18 protein-coding genes and 1 pseudogene are annotated in these 21,347 nt (G+C 68.3%); 8 read left to right on the forward strand and 11 right to left on the reverse strand.

The features are described 5' to 3' along the window. Positions 1–93: 93 nt before the first annotated feature. Both ACFYY1_RS24770 and ACFYY1_RS24775 read left to right on the forward strand, forming a co-directional pair. Complete coding sequence (locus ACFYY1_RS24770; protein WP_388589650.1) at positions 94–1,818, forward strand: sensor histidine kinase; 1,725 nt, start codon at positions 94–96, stop codon at positions 1,816–1,818. A 95-nt stretch (positions 1,819–1,913) separates the two neighbouring features. After that, positions 1,914–2,579: a nitroreductase gene (locus ACFYY1_RS24775; RefSeq protein ID WP_388589242.1), complete on the forward strand. Its 666-nt coding sequence runs from the start codon at positions 1,914–1,916 to the stop codon at positions 2,577–2,579. Between the two features lie 247 nt (positions 2,580–2,826). Here ACFYY1_RS24775 and ACFYY1_RS24780 read toward each other — a convergent pair whose 3' ends face one another. From ACFYY1_RS24780 to ACFYY1_RS24790, 3 genes are all read right to left on the reverse strand, one after another. Beyond that, positions 2,827–3,360, reverse strand: a complete 534-nt coding sequence (locus tag ACFYY1_RS24780; protein WP_388589243.1) for a DinB family protein — start codon at positions 3,358–3,360, stop codon at positions 2,827–2,829. Positions 3,361–3,373: 13 nt separating this feature from the next. Then, positions 3,374–3,655: an antibiotic biosynthesis monooxygenase gene (locus ACFYY1_RS24785; protein ID WP_388589246.1), complete on the reverse strand. Its 282-nt coding sequence runs from the start codon at positions 3,653–3,655 to the stop codon at positions 3,374–3,376. 130 nt (positions 3,656–3,785) lie between these two features. Beyond that, positions 3,786–4,031: a hypothetical protein gene (locus ACFYY1_RS24790; RefSeq protein WP_388589249.1), complete on the reverse strand. Its 246-nt coding sequence runs from the start codon at positions 4,029–4,031 to the stop codon at positions 3,786–3,788. On the opposite strand from ACFYY1_RS24790, the gene ACFYY1_RS24795 reads away from it, so the two are divergent. Next, entirely contained in the window at positions 4,018–4,410 is a 393-nt protein-coding gene (locus ACFYY1_RS24795) for a hypothetical protein (RefSeq protein ID WP_388589250.1), read from the forward strand. The genes ACFYY1_RS24790 and ACFYY1_RS24795 overlap by 14 nt on opposite strands. A 121-nt stretch (positions 4,411–4,531) precedes the next feature. Beyond that, a complete protein-coding gene (locus ACFYY1_RS24800; protein WP_388589253.1) occupies positions 4,532–4,870 on the forward strand; it encodes an NAD(P)-binding protein in 339 nt (112 codons plus the stop codon). On the opposite strand, the gene ACFYY1_RS24805 is transcribed toward ACFYY1_RS24800, so the two are convergent. From ACFYY1_RS24805 to ACFYY1_RS24815, 3 genes and pseudogenes are all read right to left on the reverse strand, one after another. Beyond that, positions 4,867–5,769: a hypothetical protein gene (locus ACFYY1_RS24805; protein WP_388589255.1), complete on the reverse strand. Its 903-nt coding sequence runs from the start codon at positions 5,767–5,769 to the stop codon at positions 4,867–4,869. The genes ACFYY1_RS24800 and ACFYY1_RS24805 overlap by 4 nt on opposite strands. A 237-nt stretch (positions 5,770–6,006) precedes the next feature. Beyond that, positions 6,007–6,587: pseudogene (locus ACFYY1_RS24810) on the reverse strand (DUF6766 family protein). A 150-nt stretch (positions 6,588–6,737) separates the two neighbouring features. Next, positions 6,738–6,980: a hypothetical protein gene (locus ACFYY1_RS24815; protein ID WP_266752715.1), complete on the reverse strand. Its 243-nt coding sequence runs from the start codon at positions 6,978–6,980 to the stop codon at positions 6,738–6,740. A gap of 335 nt (positions 6,981–7,315) precedes the next feature. Here ACFYY1_RS24815 and ACFYY1_RS24820 point away from each other — a divergent pair, with 335 nt between their 5' ends. Together ACFYY1_RS24820 and ACFYY1_RS24825 are read left to right on the forward strand one after the other, a co-directional pair. Continuing rightward, positions 7,316–7,537: a hypothetical protein gene (locus ACFYY1_RS24820; RefSeq protein ID WP_388589258.1), complete on the forward strand. Its 222-nt coding sequence runs from the start codon at positions 7,316–7,318 to the stop codon at positions 7,535–7,537. Between the two features lie 423 nt (positions 7,538–7,960). After that, the gene (locus ACFYY1_RS24825; protein WP_388589260.1) at positions 7,961–8,383 is read left to right on the forward strand and encodes a hypothetical protein; all 423 of its coding nucleotides are present in this window, start codon (positions 7,961–7,963) and stop codon (positions 8,381–8,383) included. A 210-nt stretch (positions 8,384–8,593) separates the two neighbouring features. Here ACFYY1_RS24825 and ACFYY1_RS24830 read toward each other — a convergent pair whose 3' ends face one another. From ACFYY1_RS24830 to ACFYY1_RS24840, 3 genes are all read right to left on the reverse strand, one after another. Then, on the reverse strand, positions 8,594–8,776 hold the full coding sequence (locus ACFYY1_RS24830) for a hypothetical protein (RefSeq protein ID WP_388589263.1): 183 nt from the start codon (positions 8,774–8,776) through the stop codon (positions 8,594–8,596). A gap of 51 nt (positions 8,777–8,827) precedes the next feature. Next, a complete protein-coding gene (locus ACFYY1_RS24835; RefSeq protein ID WP_388589264.1) occupies positions 8,828–13,006 on the reverse strand; it encodes a carboxypeptidase regulatory-like domain-containing protein in 4,179 nt (1,392 codons plus the stop codon). Positions 13,007–13,681: 675 nt separating this feature from the next. Next, on the reverse strand, positions 13,682–18,064 hold the full coding sequence (locus ACFYY1_RS24840) for a S8 family serine peptidase (RefSeq protein WP_388589266.1): 4,383 nt from the start codon (positions 18,062–18,064) through the stop codon (positions 13,682–13,684). A gap of 484 nt (positions 18,065–18,548) precedes the next feature. Between ACFYY1_RS24840 and ACFYY1_RS24845 the strand changes: the two genes are divergently transcribed. After that, a complete protein-coding gene (locus ACFYY1_RS24845) occupies positions 18,549–18,695 on the forward strand; it encodes a hypothetical protein (RefSeq protein WP_388589268.1) in 147 nt (48 codons plus the stop codon). A gap of 77 nt (positions 18,696–18,772) precedes the next feature. Here ACFYY1_RS24845 and ACFYY1_RS24850 read toward each other — a convergent pair whose 3' ends face one another. Both ACFYY1_RS24850 and yidD read right to left on the reverse strand, forming a co-directional pair. Further along, a complete protein-coding gene (locus ACFYY1_RS24850; RefSeq protein ID WP_388589270.1) occupies positions 18,773–19,630 on the reverse strand; it encodes a methyltransferase domain-containing protein in 858 nt (285 codons plus the stop codon). A 506-nt stretch (positions 19,631–20,136) separates the two neighbouring features. Next, complete coding sequence (yidD, locus tag ACFYY1_RS24855) at positions 20,137–20,502, reverse strand: membrane protein insertion efficiency factor YidD (RefSeq protein ID WP_388589652.1); 366 nt, start codon at positions 20,500–20,502, stop codon at positions 20,137–20,139. Between the two features lie 254 nt (positions 20,503–20,756). Between yidD and ACFYY1_RS24860 the strand changes: the two genes are divergently transcribed. Further along, positions 20,757–21,020: a hypothetical protein gene (locus ACFYY1_RS24860; RefSeq protein WP_388589272.1), complete on the forward strand. Its 264-nt coding sequence runs from the start codon at positions 20,757–20,759 to the stop codon at positions 21,018–21,020. Positions 21,021–21,347: the final 327 nt, after the last annotated feature.

Here is a 21,347-nt window from a genome sequence, read left to right on the forward strand (position 1 = left end):
GCCGGGCCCCCTGGCGCGCCGGGCATCCGGGCCCGTCCCACAGAATCGACACGGAAAGGTGAGGACATGCACCAGAAGGACGGTCGACGCACCATGCCGTACATACACATGCCCCCGGTCGGACTCGTGTGCGGTGACGTGGCCCTGTGGAGCGTACTCGCCGCTGCCACCGGCTACGGGTTCCGGGACGCGGGCGCGGCGGCCTCGCCGCTCCAGGACCTGTGTCTCCCGCTGATCGTCCTGGCGGTGGCCGTGCCGCTGTCCCGCCGCCGGCCGGGGACCGCGGTCGTCCTGGTCAACGGGCTGTGCGCGCTGGGCATGGCCGACCCGGCGACCCCCGCCAACGCCCATGTCCTCTCACTGGCCGCCCTGAGCTGTCTGCTGGGGGCCCGGGTCGCCGCGGCACGACGCCCGCTCCTGGTGCTGGCCGGCTGCCTCGCGCTCGATCTCGCGACGTGCGCGGTGCTGCGGACGCAGGCCGTGTGGTGGTTCTACGCGCTGACCGTGCTGCCCGCCGCTCTCCTGCTGCCCTGGCTGGCCGGGCGGCACTGGCGCGGGCGGCGCGAACTGGTCCGGGAGGGCTGGCGGCTGGCCCGGAGCCTGGAGGAGCGCCAGCACCTGGTCGCGGAGCGGGCGCGGCTGACCGAACGCGCGGACATCGCGGCCGACATGCACGACTCTCTCGGACACGTGCTGAGCCTGGTCGCGCTGCGTGCCGGGGCCCTGGAACTCTCTCCCGATCTCACCGACCGCGATCGCACCGAGCTCGCCGAGCTGCGCGGCACGATCGCGGATGCCGTGGAGCAACTGCGCGAGACCGTCGCGGTCCTGCACGACCCGGCCGGAACGGAACCGGGTGCGGGTCTGCCCGTCACCGACACCGTCGAGGATCTGCTCGCACGAGCCGTCGCCTCCGGAGTGCCGGTGCGCTGGGAGCAGCACGGGGCGGTGCCCGTGCTGTCCCCCCTGGTCCAACGGGGCATGTACCGGACGGTGCAGGAGGCGCTCACCAACGCGGTGAAGCACGCGCCTGACAGTAGGACCCATGTGCGGATCTCGTACGAGGCCGATCGTATCCGCGTGAGTGTCGTGAACGCCGCTCCGCCGGCTGACCGACCGGCGTTCGCGGCCGAGGGCCCGACGATCGGTACCGGTGGCAGAGGTCTCACGGGGCTCAGAGAGCGGGTGACGGTGCTCGGCGGATCCTTGTGGACCGGCCCGTACCAGGGCGGATTCCGTGTCACTGCGGTCCTCCCGCACCAGGTCGCGACCTGCCCGGAGACGCCGACGCCGCGACCGGGGACGCCGACGTCGCCACGGGAGGCGGCGCCCGCACCCCGCGGGCCGCACGCGGGGGCCGCTCACCCGGCCCCCGGAACGGACACCGCCGTACCCGAGTCCGTCACACGGCTCGCCTCCGTACGAAATGCTGCCCGCCGCCGATCCGTCGCCGCCTTCGCAGCTCCTGGCGTCGCAGCCGCCTTCTTCGTACCCGCAGCCGTCTACCTGGCCTGGCAGTTGACGACCAGCGTGCTGCCGCCGTCCCGGTTCGACGAGCTGGCCATCGGCCGCCCGCGTGCCGAAATCGCTTCCTTGCTGCCGGACCACACCTACCCCTACCCGCCCGACCATGCCCGTTCCGCGCCCCAACCGCCCGGCACCCACTGCGAGTTCTACCGATCCGGCCGCGACCTGTTGACCGAGGTCGACCTCTACCGGCTCTGCTGGTCAGGCAACACGCTGGTGACGAAGGACACCGTGCCCGCAGGCCGACCGACAGTCCCGCGGCCACCTTCCGCACCGTCGAGGAGGGACTGAACCGCAGCGTTCCAGGACGGATGAAGATCATTACCGGATGAAGATCATTACCGACCAACAGGTCGAGCCACGTCGAGTGAGAGGACGAGAATCACGTGGATGTGTATGAAGCCGTGGACGGCCGCCGGGCCGTGCGGGCGTTCAGGGACGAGCCGGTACCCCAGGGGGTTCTCGAACGAGTGCTGACCGCAGCGACACGGGCTCCGTCCAGCGGGAACCTCCAGCCCTGGCACGTCTACGTCGTGGCCGGCGAGCCCCTGGCCGAACTGAAGAGACGCGCGACGGCCAGGGCACTGGCAGGCGACCCGGGCGACGAACGGGAGTACCCCATGTACCCGGCCGAACTGACCTCGCCGTACAAGGACCGCTTCGCCGCCGCAGCCACCCAGCGGTACAAGGCATTGGGCATCGAACGCGACGACCCCGACCGGCCCATGAAGATCGCCGCCCTGAACACGGAGGCATTCGGCGCACCACTCGTACTGTTCTGCTACCTCGACCCGACGATGGGCCCCGGGCAGTGGGCGGACACAGGCATGTACCTGCAGACGGTCATGCTGCTGCTGAGGGCGGAAGGTCTGCACAGCTGCCCCCAGGTGATGTGGACGATGTACCACAAGACCGTCAGCCAGGCAGTCGGGGCCGACAACGGACACGTACTGCTCTGCGGCGTCTCGGTGGGATTCGAGAAGAAAGGCACCCCACCACTACGCACCGGACGGGCAGACATGACCGAAACAGTGAACTTCATCGGACTATGACCACCAAACGGTCAAGAACCGCACGGCCAGCAAGCACGACCACCCCCTCACCCTCACCCTCACCCTCACCCTCACCCTCACCCTCACCCTCACCCTCACCCTCACCGGCCAGGATCAGACGACAGTGGCCGCGATGTGATGAGGACACGTTCTTCCTCGTCGAAGACGTCGCTGCTCGCGCCCTCACCCTTGAGGGCATCGCATTTTTCGTCCGTGCGGCAGAGGGACGTGCCGGGTGCCGCAGGGGTCAGGTGTAGGGGTTGCAGACGAGGTAGCCGTCGACGCGGCTGAGCCGGTCCGAGGCTGGGTCGGGCGGCAGTACGTGGCCCAGGTTGTCGGCACGGACCTCGCTGATCCACTGGTCGTGCTGGTACTCGTGGTTGATGAGCGCGACCAGCAAGTGATGGGCGACGACGGTCAGCTGGGCGGGGGCACCGACCTTTCCGGCGGCGATGTCGCCGATGCGGGCATGGACGCGCTCGGCAACGGTGTCGCGGAAAGCGGTGAGCCGGTCGACGGTGGGCAGCGCGCCGCGGAACTTCTCCGGATTGGCCGAGTCCATGATCCCGTCCAGTTCCGGGTCCGGGCTGGGCTCGGCCGCCGTGAGGTTGCGGATCATGAAGTGGGCGACATGTGCCTGGTGGCCGAGGTGCCAGCCGATGGCGCTGGACTCCTCGTGCGGGCGCCAGGTCACCTCGTCCGGGGTGAGGTCCTTCCACAGCTCGTCGGTGTAGGCGCGGGCCCGGTCGTACTCGCGGAGCAGTTCTTGGGTCTCGTACATGGTGCCTCCGGGCTCAGACGGTGTTGTAGAGGCGCACTTCGGGGTTCGCCTCCAGCAACGGGGACAGCTCTCCTACCACGTCGCGGGTGAAGAGATCGCTTTCCAGGTACGCCTCGGCGTCAGCCGCGTTCCGAAAGCTGTGGAGGACTCGGACGTCCTCGTCGCGGGCGAGGAGTTCCTTGCTGGCAGCACCGGGGACAGTGTCCAGGAAGGGCTGATTGTACTTCTCGTACACGCCTGCGGTTGCGGCGCGGTCGTCCGGGGCCACTTGCAGGGTGATTTCAAGATACGCCATGGTAATGCCTCACTCGGTTGGCAGGGCTGGTGCGGTGCGGCAGATTCCGCATCGTTCCTGCCACGTTGGGCATGCCGGAACGGCTCCGGTAGAGGAATCCTCCGAATCTGGCTATAGGCGTTGTGCATGGCTAGCGGCGGGCTGCCGCGAGGCCGTCGGCGAGGTGGAGCAGATCTGCGGCAATCGGGGAGCCGGCGCTCCAGACCGCTTCGAAGGAGATCTGCACCTCCCTGCCCTCGTTCAGCAATGGCCGGTGGGGAACGTCGGGCGAGGTGAGCTTGGAGCGGAGGACCATGGCCGAGCCCAGGCCGAGCTTCGTCCAGTCCTCCAGGACCTGGTAGCCGGCGGCTTCGCCCGGATAGGTGCGCAGCGGCATCTCGTGCGCCGCCTCGGCGCCCGGAGCGGCCCTGAAGAACCTCGGCGGCGCCGACCTCATCGTCCACACCGCCGCCACCGCCCCGGTGGAGGAGCTGCTGCCCGGGCTGAACCCGCACGGACAGCTCACCCTGGTAGGCGTCGACGCGGGTTCTGTAACCATCCCGGCGGCCCGGCTCGTCACGGGCGGAGACACCTTCACCAGGCACTTGACCGGCAACGCGCGCGAGACGGAAGAGGCGATGGCGTTCGCCGTCACCAACAACGTGCACCCGGTGATCGAGCGCATGCCGTTGGAGCAGGCCGGTGAAGCCGTGACCCGCCTGCGCTTCGGGACTCCCCGCTTCCGCATCGTCCTCGACACCGCCCAGGGCGAATGACCAGCACTCTTCGGCCACCTCGCCGTGCACGGCACCACCGGCTCGGCACGACCCCAGCAGCCGGACGACCAACCCCCGTCGCCGACAGCGGGGGCTCGGCCTGATGAAAAGGACGCCCCACATGCTCCACCGGAACACCCATGACGTGATCGTGATCGGCACCGGTGCCTCTGGACTGGCGGCAGCCACCGCTCTGCACGCCGCCGGCCACGAAACGCTCTGCCTGGAAGCCCGCGACCGCACCGGCGGACGCCTGCTGTCCGCCCCGACATCGCATCCCGAGCGGGGGCTCGACCTGGGCGCCACCTGGTTCTGGAACGGCGAGGAGCGTGTGCGGGCCCTGGCCGCGCACCACGGCACAGCCACACGAGACCGCCCCGACCTGCGCCGCCTTCCTGACCCGCGCTACGGCCAGACCCCAGCCAGCCGCGTCACCAACCTGTCCGGAAAACACACCTAGTCGCGGCGTTGCAGGATGTAGAGGTCCCAGCTGTCGGGGTCGCCGATGTAGACGAACAGTTTTGGGTGCTCGGGGCTTCCGAAAACCTCCCAGGTGTCCATGGAGCAGTCGTCGAGGGACACATCCACCTTCTGGGACCACGGTCCGGCACCTGGGTCGTACGCCCAGGTGCCGGTGCCGGTGCACTCGTGCACCACGGGTTCGAAGGAGTCGTCGAGGTCGAACGTCTCGATGCGGGTCGCCGTGGCCTTGCCGTGCGCCGTGAGGATGAGTGTGCCGCCCTTTCCGTCGGACCAGGTTCCGGCGACCCGTTCCGTGCTCAACCTCGGAGGCTCGTATCCGATTCCGGCCCACAGGCCGATGCCGCCGAGCGTGCCGACGGTGACGACAGCGAGCGTCCCGTACAGCGCCACACGCCAGAACATCGCGCCGCCGGAGAGCCGCGGGCGATCCGGCAACAGCAGCCTGCGGGCGACCAGCGCGGTGACGGCGAGCGCCGCCGTCACCACGAGCCATCCGCCGAGGCCCGCGAGGAGACCGGCCTCCACGAGCACAGCCTTGGCCAAGGTCGGCGGGGCGGTTCCGACAGCTGCCAGCGCCGGGACCCACCACCACGCCTCACGCCCCGAGAGCCGGCGTCCGAACCATCCGGCCACGACCAGCAGCGGCATCACCACGCCGACCGACAGCAGGGCGGCAATGGCAGCTCCGGCCGCCAACACGAACGGCACCATCACGATCAGGAAGATGATCCCCATCGCGTTGTAGGGAAGGCCCGGGCTCTCCTGGGTCTGCCCCCACACGATGAGGGCGATCGCCCCGATCACAGCCTCGACGGACAGCGTCGACATCGAAGCCGTCAGCACCGCACCGAACCTGTCCCTCACGCGCGTCTGCATCTGCCCCGGCACCTGCATTTCTGAACGCATTCAAATCCCCTCCCGTGTCGCATCCTCCTCCATGCGGTACGAGCCTTCGTGACCGGGGCCCCTATGACGGGCGCCGTCTTGCACCGGAGTGCGGCCGGGAGCAGACGGGGCCGTCGGGACGGCGGAGAGGCCAGCCCGCGGGTGACGGGTGCCGATGAGCACGCGACCTGTCCGGCACGGGTCCGCTTCGCCGAGGGCGAGGGACGGTCATCCTTCAACTCCGGTGGATCCGCTGGGTGTTCCTACGGGTTTGGACTCCAAGGATCCACGCCGGCGCAGGCATACGGAGAAGGTGGCCATGCAGGCCACTACGAGGAGTTCGGACTGCCGGCTCTGCAGGCTGCGGCTCCAGAAGTCGGCGGACACGAGGTGACTACCCCAACTGATGGGGCCTGGAGCGGGCGCAGCTGCTGTTCGTTGTAGGCGGCGGCGCCCGCGATGGACTGTGCCAGCCATGACAGCAGGAACAGTCCGGCCATGGCCAGGCCGAGGGAGCGGCTGAACAGCGCTTGGCGGGCTCCGTCGATGCCGGCCCAGCGAGGAGAATCCTCGCGGGCGTGATTGCCCATCCGCTGTTCCCGGTCCGATTCGGTGCCGGCTCTGTCCGGTTTCTTGGACTCGGGCGAACCGCGTTGCAGCAGCCAGACCGTCGCGACGATGTAGAGGAAGAACTGCAGGCACTCCGACTGCCAGTTCTCCGTCACGTCGACGGCGAAGTCCGAGGACATCAGATAGACGACCAGCAACCCACACACCGACGAAGCGTTCTCACCCGGTCGCCTCCCCATTGCCGCACGACCGGCGGCGAGCCGGCACACAACTCCGCGTCGCCCCGCCGCGCATTCACCCAGTTGTTCCGCCGGTGGCACGGAGCGTGGAGATCCTGCTCCCGGTCGCTTCGCCGGTGCCACGGAAGGGCAACGATCGGGCCGAGGAGGTCAGGCGTGATCCACGAGCTGGGACTGGGACAAACCCTTCTCACGCGCGCAGTGTGCGCAGCAGAAGAACTGCCCGTCGGCCTGCATGCCGTGGCCGAGGATGCGGCACTGGCAGTTGACGCAGGTCGGGGCGATCTTCTGGGCGGCGCACTCGATGCTGTCGAAGACGTGGACCGCCCCTCCCGCGGCACGCACCTCGAATGCCAGCTCGTAGTCGTTGTGGCAGACCTCGCACACGGCCATGATGATCATTCCTTGCTGCCGGAGTCGATGAGCGGGGGCGCTCGCACGTTCGCTCGCCCACGAAGGCGCGGCGCCCTGGACAATAGCGAAGGACCGTACCGATCCTCCGGCAGCACGCAAACTGCGACTGCCCGTTCTGCGGAAATCACTCATACAGAGTCCTCCCCGACGACGCTGATGAGACGGGCGACCGGGTCAAGAGGCGTGGTGACACGCTCGCTCGCTGTCGGTCCTCTGCGATTGAGCGAAGGGCGCGCAACGGTTGTCGCGGACCGTGAAGGGGGTCGATTTCGGCTTCTGGGAAAGCCTGGCCGATATGGACACGCAGTGCTCCCGTGCGCCTTGACGTGCAGACACGCAACGCCTTCGAGACAGCCACCATCGTCGCCGGAGGTGAATCCTGTCCGACGCATAACGGTGCGGCCGCGAAGGGCCACCTCGTGCACAACCAGGAGAGCGACGTGCTGCCGGAGGAAAAGTATGAGGAGGCGATCGAGAAGCACAGGAAGTCGCAGGAAGAGCTTGCCAGTCTTGAGGATGCCATGCAGAACCTGTGAGTGCCTCGGCACGCGAGGAGTTGGTGCCGTGGCCGGGCGCCAGGGCGCGGACACCGAGGGACGGAGCTGACGGCCGACAAAGTTCGGAGGCTGCCCGCGCGCCGCCGCAGCACGGTGCGGAGAGCTTGGCGTCGTCGGTGACGGCCTCTACCTGTCCGGGCAGGTCGCCGCAGCGACGCACGACGTCCACGTCGTCTTCGAGCTGGGTGAACGTGATGCGGCCGTCGAGGAAGTCGACGTATGTGACGTCACCAACCATGTGGCATCTCTTCCTGAAGGTGAACCTTCTTGGAAGGGGGAAACAGGGGCCCACCCCGCACGAGGAGCCCATGTGGCCCCGAATCAGCGGAAGGAGACCCTCCGCGGCAATCAGCGGTTAGTGTCCGCCATATGACACAAATGAGGAAGATCCAGACGAGACGAATGGCAGTGGCTCTGGTCGGCGCGGCAGCCGCGGTGGTGCTGGGCGTGGGCGGGGCGATTGCAGCGGCCGACCAGGACGGCGGATCGTCCGACCCGACTCCTGTGCCCACAGAGACGTCCGACACGGGAAGCGGCGGTGTCGTAGGCGGCGTGGACACCGGCGGCGGGGACAGTGGCTCCGTCAGTGGTTCAGGTGGTACCGACGCCGGCGGCTCCGCTGGTACGGATGCGGGAGGCTCGGGTGGTACCGAGTCCCCCTCCCCCACGGACGGACCCACTTCTCATCCCACGGATCCGGCAAGCCTGGACGACCTGGCGGAACGCATCGACGGCCTGGAGAAGAAGGTGGATGAGCTGCCCACCAAGAAGGAGCTGGCCGATGCTCTCCGCGCCTTCGCCGACGAGTTGGAGCAGCAGGACTGAGCCCACGGGACATACCGCGGCGCACCCGGGATGAAGTCGCGCCCCGGGTGCATGGCCCTGTGAGCTTGTCGACCCGGATTTGACGGGCTCCCACCTCCGGCAACATCTCCGGTCCCCCGCCGCATGCAACCGTCCTGGCAAGAGTTCAGCCTCCCTCCGCGGCCTCCCGGGACCGGGGAAGGCGCGGCGCGGCCGGGCCGGCTCCCACCGTCAGGCCGCCCGGCGCTCGGCGCGCGCGAACAGTCCGGCACGTTCGGCGGGCATCGCCAGCACCTCGGCGCGGGCGTCGTCGACTGCCTGGTGCTCGGTGCCGGAGACGATCCCGAGGCGAACACACGAGCGCGTACTCGTCTTCGTCCTGCCATTCCCAGTGGGTGAGGTCGTTGCCGTCATCTGCCGGTGCGGGCCGGGACCGGTCCCGGCCCGGCCCGCACGAGCGCTGGATCAGGTGCAGGTGTGGTCGGGTTTGAGAGAGAAGTCGGCCGTGGTCGGCTTGCGCGGCTCGATCTCGGCCGATGCGGTCTGCGACGCCCAGCCCTCCTTGGACGCGGTCACCGTGAGCGGGTTGTTCCTGACATCGAGCCAGAGCTGGTAATGACCGGCCCGGTCGGTCTGCAGGGTGTAGTTCGCCGCCTTCGTGGTGATCTTCACAGTTGCTCCGGCCAGTGGCGTCAGCCTGCCGGTGCAGTCGGTTCCGGTGACCGTCCCGGTGATCTTCCCCCAGGTCTTGGGCGGGTTCACCACGAACGTCACCGGCACCGGCGCGATCCCGTACGGGGTCTTCGCGCTGATCATGAGCTGCGCGGTGAACGTGCCGGGCTGGGTGATCTCGGCGAGGTTCGCGTTGAAGCTCACGGTGACGTCAACGCTCTCGCCCGGCTGGAGCGTCACGTCGGTCTTGTCCTTGGACAGCCAGGGGACATCGGTGGTGTCAGCGCACTGGTCGAAGCCGGGCAGCAGCTCCGAGGTCGTAAAGGCGACGAAGCTTCCGGTACTACCTCCGATCTTGTGGAAGCCGCAGGCGGAGCCACCGCGGTAGAAAGTGCGGCTGGAGTTGGGCAGTGCGGTCCAGGTGTTGGAGCCCGGGTCGTAGGCGGAGCCCTTGTTGGTGAGCGTCCTGGAGCCGTTGGTCGCTCCGCCGGACACGAGGAGCTTCCCGTTCGCCGCCGAGTAGCCCATCCCCCACAGGTCGATCGGCAGGTCCGCGATGGGAGTCCAACTGCCGGACGACGGGGCGTAGCTGTAGGCGTGCTCGGTGGTGGTACTTCCCGACAACCCGCCGGCGCAGTACAGCTTGTTCGCGATGGCGCCGCAGCCGAGCCAGGAAATCGACTCCGGGTATGCCTTGCTCGAACTCCAGGAGTTCGTGGCCGGGTCGTACACCTGCACGTCCGTCGTGCCACAGACCGACGCGCAGCCGCCGACGATGTAGATCTTGCCGCCCAGCACGGTCACGGCAGCGCCGGCGTGCGGCTTCGGGTTGTCGGCGCCGGTGGACCAGGCGCCGGTCAGCGGGTCGTAAATCTCGGTCTTGGCCACCGGATTCCCGTTCGCGCCCCAGCCTCCGAACACGTAGAGCTTGCCACCGTGGGCAGCCGCCTGCGGCGCATCCCGGGCGACGCTCAGGTTCGGCAGGGCGCTCCACCCCGGGGCACCCGGATAGTAGACGTATGCCTTGCTGAGGATATGCGTGCCGTCGGCTCCGGCGACTGAGTAGACCTTGCCGTCGATGGTCGCCACGGCGTTGTCCATGATCGGGACGGGGTAGTCGGGCACCGTCGTCCACGGTGCCTCGTTCGGCGTCGCCGCCGACTTGGCGGTCGCCGTCCGCGTCGTCCTGCCGGGCCGGAACCGCAGGGGGCTGAAGTTTCCCTTCATCTCCTGCAGCGGAGCCCCTTGCTGCGCCACGGCGGGCCGGTGGACGCCCGGCAGCTCATCGATCTTGGCGGTCACCGGGGCCGTTCCGGTGTTCTTCACGGTCAGGGTGGAGCTGCCCTGTCCCTTCCAGGCGACCGTCTTGCTGAGCTCGGCCGGGCCGACCGCGATCCGGGGCGCGGGCAGGGCGAATGTCCCGTCAGTTGCGTGGTTCGGGGCCACGTCGACGGTGGTGTCCTGTGCGACGTAGTAGTTCCCCACCGTTGCGGAGAACTTGTGCTCCCCGGTGAGCGAGGAGAACATCCAGTAGAAACCGTCGCCCAGCTTCGGGTCGTTCGGCGTCGCCGCCGAGGTCGTCTTCTCCGCGGGCTTGTCAGCCGAGGTCACCGAGGCGCCGTTGAGCCCGGCCCCGGTGTTCTTGTCGGTCACCCGGCCGACGACCAGGCCGCCGTCCACCGGGTCGCAGGTGCGGTCGCCGATGAAGACGTCGTCGACCTGCCACCACCACCCCCACTTGGCGGTGAGGTGGAACCGTACCTGGACGTCGGCCTTGCCGGCCGCCTGGGACAGATCCACGACCTCGGTCCGCGGCCCCCGGGCGCTGTCCTTGGTGTGATGCCAGGCGTTGGTCCACGTCTGGCCGCCGTCGACGCTGAAATCGACGTCCCCGGTCTGGCCGAACGCGAAGCCGTTGTAGTCGGTGCGGAAGATCACGGACGGGTGGGTTCGCCGGCTGAAGTCCATGACCGGGCTGATCAGCGACGTGTCCTGGGTGTTTCCGTAACCGTAGTAGCTGCTGTCGACGGTGGCGAAGCCACCGGACCCGCCGGTCCTGTTGCCGCGCCTGGCCAGATCGTTGAACACCCAGGTCTGGCCGTTGCCGACCTTGTCATCGACGGTCCAACCCATCTGTGTGGTACCGCCGTCGAACGACTCGGTGGAACCGGCGTAGTGGAAGCCGTATCCGGCCGCGTCGCAGGTCATCGGGTCGACCGATGCATCCACGTCATGCGTCAGATCCGCCGAACCCACCTGAACATCCTGAGAATCCTGCTTGTAGCCCGGATACAACGGGTCGACCTGCAGGGTGTACGTGTTCCCGGCGGGCAGGCTCAGGATGTACTTCCCCGTCTTGGGGTCGGTGTAGGCGACCGCCGTCGGCTCGTCCTTGACCCGTACGGTCGCATACAGCGGCCAGTCCTGACCGGAACCGTCATGGACCGTGCCGATGACATCGACACGCGGCTTCGCGGTCAGCGCGAAGTCTTCGGTCACCGTCTTCCCGTCAGCGACCACGACACCCGGCACGGTCTTGCCGTCGTACCCGAACTTGCTCGCGCTGACGTCATACGTTCCCGATGGCATGGTCAGGGTGAAGTGCCCCTGACCGTCCGTCATCGCCGTGACGTCACCCACGGTGACCTTGGCCGCCGCCAGCGGAGCAGCGCCGTCGGTGACGGTGCCCGTGACTGTGCCGTTCGGCCCGGAACGGAACGCGGCGAGCCCGTTCGGAGTGCCCAGGCCGGTCGGTCCGTCATAGCCCGGCCCCGCGGCGCACAGGTAACCGGCCGGTGAGCAGCTGCCGTTCCTGCCGGACGTCACATCGTTGAGCGCGGACGGCTGGGCATACGGGTAGGAGTTCGGGGCCGAACCCGTCGCCGGTGTCCCTGCCAGCGCATAGGCCGAGGCGATGATCGGGGCGGACGCACTGGTGCCGCCGAAGACCTGCCAGCCACCGTGGTAGACCGCGACACCGGTGTTCGGGTCCGCCACCGCGGACACATCGGCGACCGCACGACGCGCGCAGCCGGTGTCCTTCTGGAACGACGGCTTGGACGCATGATCCGAGCAGCCACTGCCCGCACCACTCCATGCCGCCTCGGTCCAACCGCGGCCGGTGGAGGCGTTCTTGACCAGCGACGTACCACCGACCGCCGTCACATGCGGCGACGAGGAAGGATACGAGACGCCGTAACCGAAGTCACCGCTGCTGGCCGTGATCGCAACACCTGGATGGTTGAAGTAGGCATCGTCGGCCTGGGTCTGATCGGAACCCTCGCGGCCTCCGTAGCTGTTGGAGACGAACTTGGCGCCCTGGGCCACCGCCTGGTTCACGGCCGTACCGAGGTTGTGCACGTCGCTGTCGTCGGCCTCGACGAGCAGAATTTTGCAGGTCGGGCATATCGCGCTGACCATGTCGATATCGAGTGCGATCTCCGCGGCCCACCCGGCGTCCGGTGGCGGAAAGTTCGTGCCGCCGCGCTGGTCGATCTTCTTGAAGCAGCCGTTGGCCGTGGTGCATGCCGGCAGCCCGTACTGCTGACGGTAGACGGCCAGGTCCGCCTCGGCGTCCGGGTTGTCGAACGCATCCACGATCGCGACCGTCTCAGTGGATCCGCCGGAGGGCAGGTTGTACGCGCTCTGCAGGTCGGCCGGGCCGAAACCGGTGGGAGCGGCCTCAGCCTGGAGACCCTTCGCCGCGACGATATCGGTTCGGACCATGGCGAGACAGGACATCTCGCCTGCTTTTGACGGCTTGGCGCACACTTGATTGGCGGGGTGCTGGCCGGGCGAGGTGGGGCCGGCGGCCTTTGTGGTCGGGACAGGACTCCCGGCGGAGGCGTGGGCGGAGGTGGAGGTGGAGGCCGCGGTCGCGGTCGCGGTCGGCGCGGCGATCACCGTGAGCGCGGCGACAGCGAGCGTCACGATCAGCGCGCAGACACGTCCGACCGTCGTGGTCAACGCCACCGGAAGCAACCTGCGGCGGAATGGTCGCGCGGGGAGGGGATGAGACACGTACCTCTCCTACGGGGTATCGTTGATCGGTAATCAGCAGATATCTGCTCAGCCGCCCTTCTCCGGCTGCGACTTGCTTCAACGGCCTCGCGTGCTTCAGCGCGGAAAGACATCCGTGATCACGGGAGCTGGAGCCCCATGCGGTCTCTTTCAGCCGGACAGTTTCTGCCGTGATCAATTCCGGCTTGCCGTCGCCGTCATTGCCCAAGACCGAATCCACGGGCAGGTTCATGGGAGAGCACCGGGACTCTTCCACGGTGTCGCGATGACGACCAGGAGGTACGGGCGGCGGATAGCCGACTTGACGGTTACCCGTCAAGCTCGTTGATCTACTCCACGCTGTGCGGGTGGTCCGGAACTGGTCCGTCGGGCCCGCAACTCAAACGGCCGCCACGGCGGGCCGGCTTCGAACAGCTCGTTGCCGCAGGCGGCCCGAAACGCCGGAACGGGAGCCACAGGGCGCAGCACGGCCGGGCGCAGGGCGGCGCTTCGGCATCTGGATCCGGCCGGCAGCGATTCCCGGGTGCTGCTCGGCTGGCACGCGTGGGACCGGGGCCGGCTTCGAACGCCTTCGTCCCGTCGAGCCACCGACTGCGGTGGCTCGACGGGACGGAGTGGCGCCGGGGCCTAGTTACGCAGACCTGCCGGGATCTTCAGCATCACCGAGCTGGACCAGGCGGCGTTCGGGCCGCCCTCGCCGTAGACCATCAGCTGGTGTTGATCGTTGATGTCGAAGCTGTAGGTCGGCGTGAATCGATCACCGGCAGAGAGCGGCACCATGCCGGACAGATCCCAGAGCCGCCCCTGCGGGTCCCACATCGCCGACACCGCGTAGTCCGGGAGGAGTTCGACCGTTCCGAGGATCCACCCGTCGTCGGTGACTTTCTCGCCGGTCGCGTTGTATCCGTAGTCGGCAAGGCGCTGCATTCCGCCGGCCTTGGTCCACACGAACGCGTCGTCACCGCTGGTCCCCACGGTCGTCCCGGAGGTGTTCACATCGTTCGCCTGGGCCGAATGCTGTCCCGGAAGCGTGCCGAGATCCTGAATGACCCCCGACGTCGCATCCCAGGCGACCGCGTGCGGCGCATGGCCATCGGTGTGCGAGGCACCGACGATCATTCCGGCATCGTTGATGGCGCGCGGCTGGGTTCCCGTCAGATCCGAGGACAGGTGGGCCAGCTTGCTGAACGGCCCGTCCGACGTCCGCACGAACCCGTCACTGTAGCTGTGGTACTTGCCGTCGGACTCCTTGACGATTGCTTCGGAGAATCCGGTGACCACCCCCTTGTTGTTCACGGCGGTCGCATAGCCGTTGGAATAGGGCCGCCAATCCGGGACGCCGAGCACGGAAAGCGATCCGTCCTTGGCCCATTGGGCAGGAAGGGTGCGCAATGCACTGTCCGTCGCGATACCGACGGCTATCTGGCCGTCGTTCATGTCCAGAGCCGCTCCGTACTTGCCCCCGGCGAGATCCAGGTTGGTGAACCCGTCGGCGGCCGACCAGGTGGTCGGTGTCATCCTGGAGTTGTACTGGCGGTCCCCCGCCACTACGCCGCTCTCATTGAGAGCCGCGCCGACGAATGGCGGGGCCCACGCGACCAGATCGAGTTTGGGGACATCGACAGTGCCGAGTGTGACGTCCGCCGCCCCGATGATCGTGCCGTGCTCGTTGGCCACTCGGACCCGGCCGACCATGGGATCCTTGGTCAACTGCCGAGCACTGACGATCACTGCCCCGTCGACCGGCATCGACTGGCCTGTGGCAACCGTGTACTTCGTGTCGGATTTCGGCGTGATCGTGCCGAGGCCCTTCGAGTACATCTCCTGGTGGTAGTCGAACGTGACGTTGTCTCCGGGCACGGCGACTCCCGCGACCACGATGAAGTACGTACCCGGCTGTGGGTCATCGACGACGATGTGCTCGGGCGAGTCGCCGGTCGTCGTGCTCTGGCCGATCGGCCTGCCGTTGAAATACACATAGAAGTCCAGATCGGCAGCGTCCCTGGGCGTCAGCGTCACGTCGAGCCGGGTCGCCCGACGCGGAACATAGAGCATGTTGGACGTGGTTTCGCCTTGCGAGACCGTCGAGAACAGATTGCGGACTTCGCCGATCTCGCCGGTTGCGACGTGAGCGATCGCTGGGCCAAAGGTGTTCGTCCCCGTCGAGCCGACATTCGTCGGCGAGTTCATCGTCACCTTGTCGACTGTGACGGTCCCCGGATCGAACGACATGCCCTGCAGCGAAACCGTCGCTGTGTACGGGTTCTGTTCGACCGGAGACGTCCTGCGAGACTCGATCACGAACTCCCAGATGCCGGGTTTGGGCCGGTACACCGGTCGTGCGGTGGCCTTGCAGTTCGCCGGGTCGGTGTAGTTGGTGTAGCAGTGGGAGCTGGCGTTGGAGTCCGCGGGCATGCCGTCGGGGTCGATGGGCAGTGCGCGGACCTGGCTGCCGTCGGCGAGCCCGCCCAGGGTCAGCTGCAGCGCCTCGACGCCCTCGGGAACGGGCACCAGCAGCGAGGTGCTTCCGGTTCGGCCGAGCCTGCCGGAACTGGTGACCGCGTAGTCGGGTTTGGCCAGCGGCTTGGTCGCCAGAACCGTGACGGCGACGAACTGCTCGATGCCACCCGTCGCCGGGTCGTCAATGGTCAGGATCGCGCTGTGCACGCCGGAGGTCGTCGCGGTCGCGGTGACCTCGATATCGGTCGCCTTCCCGAGCTGCAAGGGCATTGCCGCGCGGGCGTTGAACGTGCCGTCGTTGCCGATCCAACCGATCCGGTGCACGGCGTTCCCGGCGGCACCGCTGGTCCGGGTGACGCCGACCTTGTAGGTCTTCTGCGCACCGGTCACCTGGCCGCCTTCCGTTGGCAGACAACGGTTGTAGATGCCGACGCCGGTGTTCGGAGTCGCGAGCTGGCCGGACAACGAACTGCACACGGGAGCCGACACAGTGAGCTCATTGGTGTCGATGCCGGCGCTGAGCTGCTTCCAGGCAGCGACGGTGTCGATGATGCCGGCGCCCTGCGCGACGGTCGGTACGCCGGGGATCCGGTCGGCGGTGCCGGTCAGGGCGGTCTTCAGCTCCGCCGGGCCGACCGTCAGCGAACGGGCCTTGGCGGCCGACAGCAGCAGCGCCGCCGCTCCTGAGACCTGCGGGGCCGCCATGGAGGTGCCGTTGGCCATGCCGTACCCGACCGGCAGCGAGTACCCGGCCTCGGGGACGGCTTCACCGGGCAGCCACATCGGGATCGAGGAGATGGCGGCGCCGGGCGCGGACACCTGTGGCGCCAGCGCCCCGTTCTCGGCGGGGCCGCGGGAGGAGAAGCCGAAGATACCCTGCTCGGTGGCGACCTTCGACCCGTAGTCGGCCCACCAGGTGGCGGAGCTGACGGACGCGGCGACGGAGATGGCCTTGCCCGCCACGGACGGCGAGCTGACGGTATTGGTGCCGAGGCCGTCGTTTCCGGCGGCGGTGACGATCTGGACGCCGTAGTGGCCGATCAACTTGTCGTAGATCTCGGCGATCACGTCGGAGCCGTCGTTCAATGCGGGAAGCCCACCGATGGACAGGTTGACGACGTCGACATGGCGATTGGTGACCAGATCGATCATGCCCTCGGTCAGTGCCGCCTGGGTGCAGCCACCACCCCAGGTGCAGGCACGGGCGGACACGATCTGCGCGCCCGGTGCGGCTCCGTGCATCCGGCCGCCGAACATCGACGTGCCGGCGGTGATCCCCGCGACATGGGTGCCGTGCGAGGCGACCGGCAACCCGATCGACACGTAGTTCGCGGTCTTGCCGACGTTGCTGCCGCCGAGCGGGGAGAGATCGACGTTGTCGCGGTGCTCGACGACGAACGGGATGCGTTCGTTCTGCGGTGTCGCGGGGTCGTCGCTCCCGATGTGGCCGACCTGGCGGTCGACCGCGAACGGGGCCATCGGTGTCTCGTCGGTGAGGTCCTGGTCGTTGTTGCCGTCGACCCAGATCCTGTGTGTGGTCGGGTCGTACAGAACCCCGTAGAAGTCCAGGGTGTCGCCGTCCCGGTTGAGGTCGCCCTCGAAGTCGCTGCCGGCCGTCGCACCCTCGTAGAACGCGCCGAACTGGTAAGTGCCCTGCGGGATCGTCCAGGTCTTGCCCAGGTAGCTGAACGTCGGCCCCGTCTTGGTGGTGGACATCCGCACCCAGCTGCCGTCGCGGTCGGTGACCGGATCGGTCTCGGTTACCCAATCGACGATCTTGGGCTTGCCGTCGCTGGTCGTCTGAAGCGCGGGATGCTCGACGTCGACGCCGGTGTCCAGCACTCCGACGACCGTGCCGCGTCCGTCCCAGGCCGGGTTGTCCTTGACGAAGGCCTCGGCGCCGGTCTCGTTGATCGGTAGGTACGGGTTGTCGGCGGGCGTGTTCGCGCCGGGCGCGGTCGGCCTCGCGGCCTTCGTTGCCGCCGTCCTCGTACCCGCGGCGCCCAGATCCGGGACCGGGACCTTGTACGTCCGGTTCAGGTCGATCGCCGCGACCGACCGAAGGCCGGCCAAGGTGGTCACGCTGCCGGTCGGGACGGTCGCCCGGACGTAGCCGACCTTTCCGGTCACCGACCCGACGGACCCGCCGGCCTTCCCCACCGCGGCGACGACGTCCTCGGTCGAGCCCTTCCGGGCCAGCAGCAACACCGTGACAGACTTCTTCTTCGACGCCTGCGCCTGCTGCAGCAGCCTGGTGTCGGCGTTGCCCAGCTTCTCGGCCGCACTATCCGTCAGCGAATCGTCGGTCAGCCGCTGGAACCCGTCGGTCTTCCCCTCCTTGTAGATCGAATCCGGGTCGTCGCGCCCGGCCCGGTCGTCGAGCCCAGCAATGGGCGACCGACCCGGCCCCTGTGGCCCGTCGGGATCGGCGGGTTCGACCTTGCTCGCGCCGGCACTCTCGGAGCCAGTCCGGTTGGTCGGGTCGGCAGCCGCGGCCGCGGGCGCAATCAGCGCCCCGGCAATCAACACGGCCGACGCTGCGGCAATCACACCTGTTCGTCTTCGTCGCGCCATCGTGCTCCTAACCAAGGAGTGAGACATCACCGTGCGGCCGAGCCCGCAGACACGAGAACACCTGAGAACACCTGAGCCGCTTGGCCAATCTCGCAGTTGGGTCCGGGCAGGATCAACGGACCGATCGGGGCGGATGTCTGCCATGGCGGAATGCCGCCACACTCGGCGCAGACCCACCTCTCCCAGCCGGTTGAAGTTCCCTCAGGGCCGGGTAGTTGGCGTTTTCGCAGTTCATGCAAGGGGTTCGTCGTCTGTGTGATTGCTGTGCGGCAGCCGGTGCGGGCTCTCTTGATCATTCCTTCCCGGTCCGGCAGGCGAGCTGTCGATACGTGGCGACGAGGGGTGACATCACCGAGGAGCTCGACGATCTCCCTTGCGCGCCACGGTCGTTCGAGTTCTCTCTGCGGGATGGCAAGGGCACGTGCCGCGTGCCATGCGGCTGCCGGTCTTACCGTTGCCGGTGTCCTCCCGGACGGTCGTCGCGGGCAGTGCGGGCTCCGGCGCGCATTTCAACCGCCTCTACAACCGGCTCGCGCCGGACGCGCAGGCCCTGCTGATGGTGGCCGACGTCGAGACGCACGCCTTCGTCATCGACCCGGGGTGGTAGCCCGCGACGGGGATGTACAGAGTGGTTTTGGCCTGGGACCGGTGGAAACCAGGGAGTCGGGACGGGAGTGGCCGCCGTCAGGGGCACTTCACAGCGTTGACCACGGTGTATCCCATCTTGTCCCGGCACAGGGCGAGGATGAGTGGGTAGACGGTGTCGAGCTGCTCCATCGCGTCGGTGCCCACCAGCGCCGCGATCTGGGCGCGCCTTGCGGCGAACAGACGCGGGATCAGCTCGTAGGTGGGCTTGAACTCCTGGGACATGTCGCGAGTGCCCTGGATGGTGAAGCCGGCCTCGACGAGCATGCGGGAGTAGTCCTCGGGACCGGCGGGGAGGCGGGAAAGGGCGAACGCGGCCTGGAAGAGCTGGACTTCCTCGGGTGTGAAGGGCACGGCTTCGTAGCAGTCCGCGAGGACGAGGCGGCCTCCGGGCCGCAGCACCCGCCGAACCTCGCGGATCGCGGCAGGGCGGTCGGAGAAGTGAGCGAAGGACTCGATGGCCCAAGCGGCGTCGAAGGTCCCGGACTCCAGGGGCAGGTCCATGGCGTCCGCCTGTTCGAAGGTGACGCGGTCGGACAGTCCCGCCTTCGAAGCGCGGTCGCGGCCGGCCCGGACCTGCGCAGCGCTGACCGTCACGCCGAGCACGCTCGCGCCCGACTCGGTGCCGATCCGCACGGTGGGCCGGCCCGTGCCGCAGCCGACGTCCAGCATTCGCTGTCCCGGCAGCAGTCCGACCAGGTCTACGAGAGTGCCGGTCCAGGAGTCCTGGGCCCGGGTGAGTTCCTCCCACATCTCGTCGGCCGTCTGCTCCCCCGACTCCGTCCGCACGCCGTCGGTCCACATACCCAGGTGCATGCTGTCACCCATGGTCAGGCCGTACAGGCCCCCGAAGCGGTCGTACCACTCGCCGACCTCCCGGGCCGATGGATTGCCCATGTCCAACTCCTCGCTTCCGCACGGCCCACCAGGCGGGCCGGCCCCGTCGGGCCGACCCGGCCGATCGACCCCGCTGCCCTCCATCTTCCCCAGGACCGGCTGGCGATGAGGCCACGCCACGGGGCGCACAGAAGCACGGATGGATCCAAGCGCTGAATCGCCTACATGCGGCAAGTGCTCTTCGTCGGCCGTCGAGATCCCTTGGCAAACGACCAAGACCTCGTGTCCAAGGTCAGTCGAGGCCCCGCAGCCGCGACTTTGCACCGTTGTCCCGTCTCAGGCGATCTGGCTCCTGTCTCAGATGATCTGGTCCGACGGTGCTGCTGTCGGCGACGGGTGGCAGACTGCGCCCCATGAGCTACGACCTTGCCGTGTGGGAGGACGAGCGGCCGGCGGATGGCACTCGAAGCGCTCCTGTCTGCCTCCGGTCACCGACACGATGACCGTCCCGGCCGTCCGCGTGCCGGCCGGCCGTATCGGGATGCCGTCCTCCGCATCCCGGCCCGTCAGCCGGGCACCGGATCGCGGCCTCCGCGCCGCCGGGCAGCTCCTGGCCGACACCGCAGGAGACGCCCCAGAACCAGCCGGCCACCACGCAGCGCGCCATGCTGGTGCAGCGCCTTGACGGCGTAGGTGGAGCAACTCGGCGTGTACGGACAGCACGCGGGCAGCAGTGGGCTGGCCTTGGTGCGGTAGCGCCGGACGACCTCATACAGCGCGCCTGCCGCCCGACCGCTCGGACGGGGCGCCGCCGGATCCTCACCAACGGAACTCGAGAACCCGCCCGCCCGGGGCAGGACAACGAGGAGAAGGGAGACGAGCCACAGATCGGGGCAGCACGTGCGGCTCCAGAAACAGCTGTCGGCGCACATGTCGCCGCAGTTCTCCTTTCGGCTGCTGCCCTTGCTGCCCTTGCTGCCCTTGCGTCGCCCTGTCACTTGGCCTGCCCCTTCTTCGACTTCGCCATGATCCTACGGATGGCTGAGGTCGCGCCCGAAGGCCCCTGGTGGAACACGTTCTGCAAACCCAGCGCCGCAGCGCCCCGACGCATTCCGGGCCGGGTACGAACGGCCGGAAATCATTGCATTACCGGACCTGAGGGGTGGGGAGGCTCAGACCTTCATTAATGGACGGGCGGGTACGTGTCGCCCTGTCCGGGCGGTCGCTGATCGCGCTCCTGATCGCCCTGTGGGACACCCGGGACGCGGCCGAGTTCCTCACCGCCGACTGGGCCCTGGCGGCCACCGCGTACGACCGGTTCGCCAACGAGCTCGACACCGTCGGCAAGGGAACCCAGCACACGGTGCGCATCACGCTCGACGACGGCGCACCTGTCGCGCAGCCCGAACCGGTTGGGGCCGACGCGGAGGCAGGCACACCAGCCAAGTGACGGTGGCGGGGCGGTGATGGCGGGCGGTGGTGCCGTCCGCCATCCCACGAGTACGGGCACTGTCCGTCCTGGAGCCGGCCGCTCTCGCTTGCCGGCATTGCCCACTTCATGGCCGCTCCGCCCCTCAGCGCCCGACGCATCACCCAGGAAACTCGATGAGCAGGCAGCCCACCGCCTACGTCGTGATGAGCGACGTCATTGCCACAGCCGTGGCCACCACGCCCGAAGGCGCCGAGACCGCCCGCCCCGACTGCATCCCCGGTGGGACCCTGGTGGGAGACCGCGGTCCTACGTGCCGCGCTGGAACTTGTGGAGCAGGGCAGCCGG

Origin of the sequence: Streptomyces sp. NPDC001890 (genome assembly GCF_042891445.1) — a bacterium.
Classification (GTDB): domain Bacteria; phylum Actinomycetota; class Actinomycetes; order Streptomycetales; family Streptomycetaceae; genus Streptomyces.

Coding starts and splice junctions, on each gene's coding strand:
- ACFYY1_RS24770 (WP_388589650.1), top strand. CDS start 94: ATGCCGTACATACACATGCCCCCGGTCGGACTCGTGTGCGGTGACGTG.
- ACFYY1_RS24780 (WP_388589243.1), bottom strand. CDS start 3,360: ATGTACGAGACCCAAGAACTGCTCCGCGAGTACGACCGGGCCCGCGCC.
- ACFYY1_RS24785 (WP_388589246.1), bottom strand. CDS start 3,655: ATGGCGTATCTTGAAATCACCCTGCAAGTGGCCCCGGACGACCGCGCC.
- ACFYY1_RS24790 (WP_388589249.1), bottom strand. CDS start 4,031: ATGCCGCTGCGCACCTATCCGGGCGAAGCCGCCGGCTACCAGGTCCTG.
- ACFYY1_RS24800 (WP_388589253.1), top strand. CDS start 4,532: ATGCTCCACCGGAACACCCATGACGTGATCGTGATCGGCACCGGTGCC.
- ACFYY1_RS24805 (WP_388589255.1), bottom strand. CDS start 5,769: ATGCAGACGCGCGTGAGGGACAGGTTCGGTGCGGTGCTGACGGCTTCG.
- ACFYY1_RS24815 (WP_266752715.1), bottom strand. CDS start 6,980: ATGGCCGTGTGCGAGGTCTGCCACAACGACTACGAGCTGGCATTCGAG.
- ACFYY1_RS24825 (WP_388589260.1), top strand. CDS start 7,961: ATGGCAGTGGCTCTGGTCGGCGCGGCAGCCGCGGTGGTGCTGGGCGTG.
- ACFYY1_RS24830 (WP_388589263.1), bottom strand. CDS start 8,776: ATGACGGCAACGACCTCACCCACTGGGAATGGCAGGACGAAGACGAGT.
- ACFYY1_RS24850 (WP_388589270.1), bottom strand. CDS start 19,630: ATGGGCAATCCATCGGCCCGGGAGGTCGGCGAGTGGTACGACCGCTTC.
- yidD (WP_388589652.1), bottom strand. CDS start 20,502: ATGTGCGCCGACAGCTGTTTCTGGAGCCGCACGTGCTGCCCCGATCTG.
- ACFYY1_RS24860 (WP_388589272.1), top strand. CDS start 20,757: ATGGACGGGCGGGTACGTGTCGCCCTGTCCGGGCGGTCGCTGATCGCG.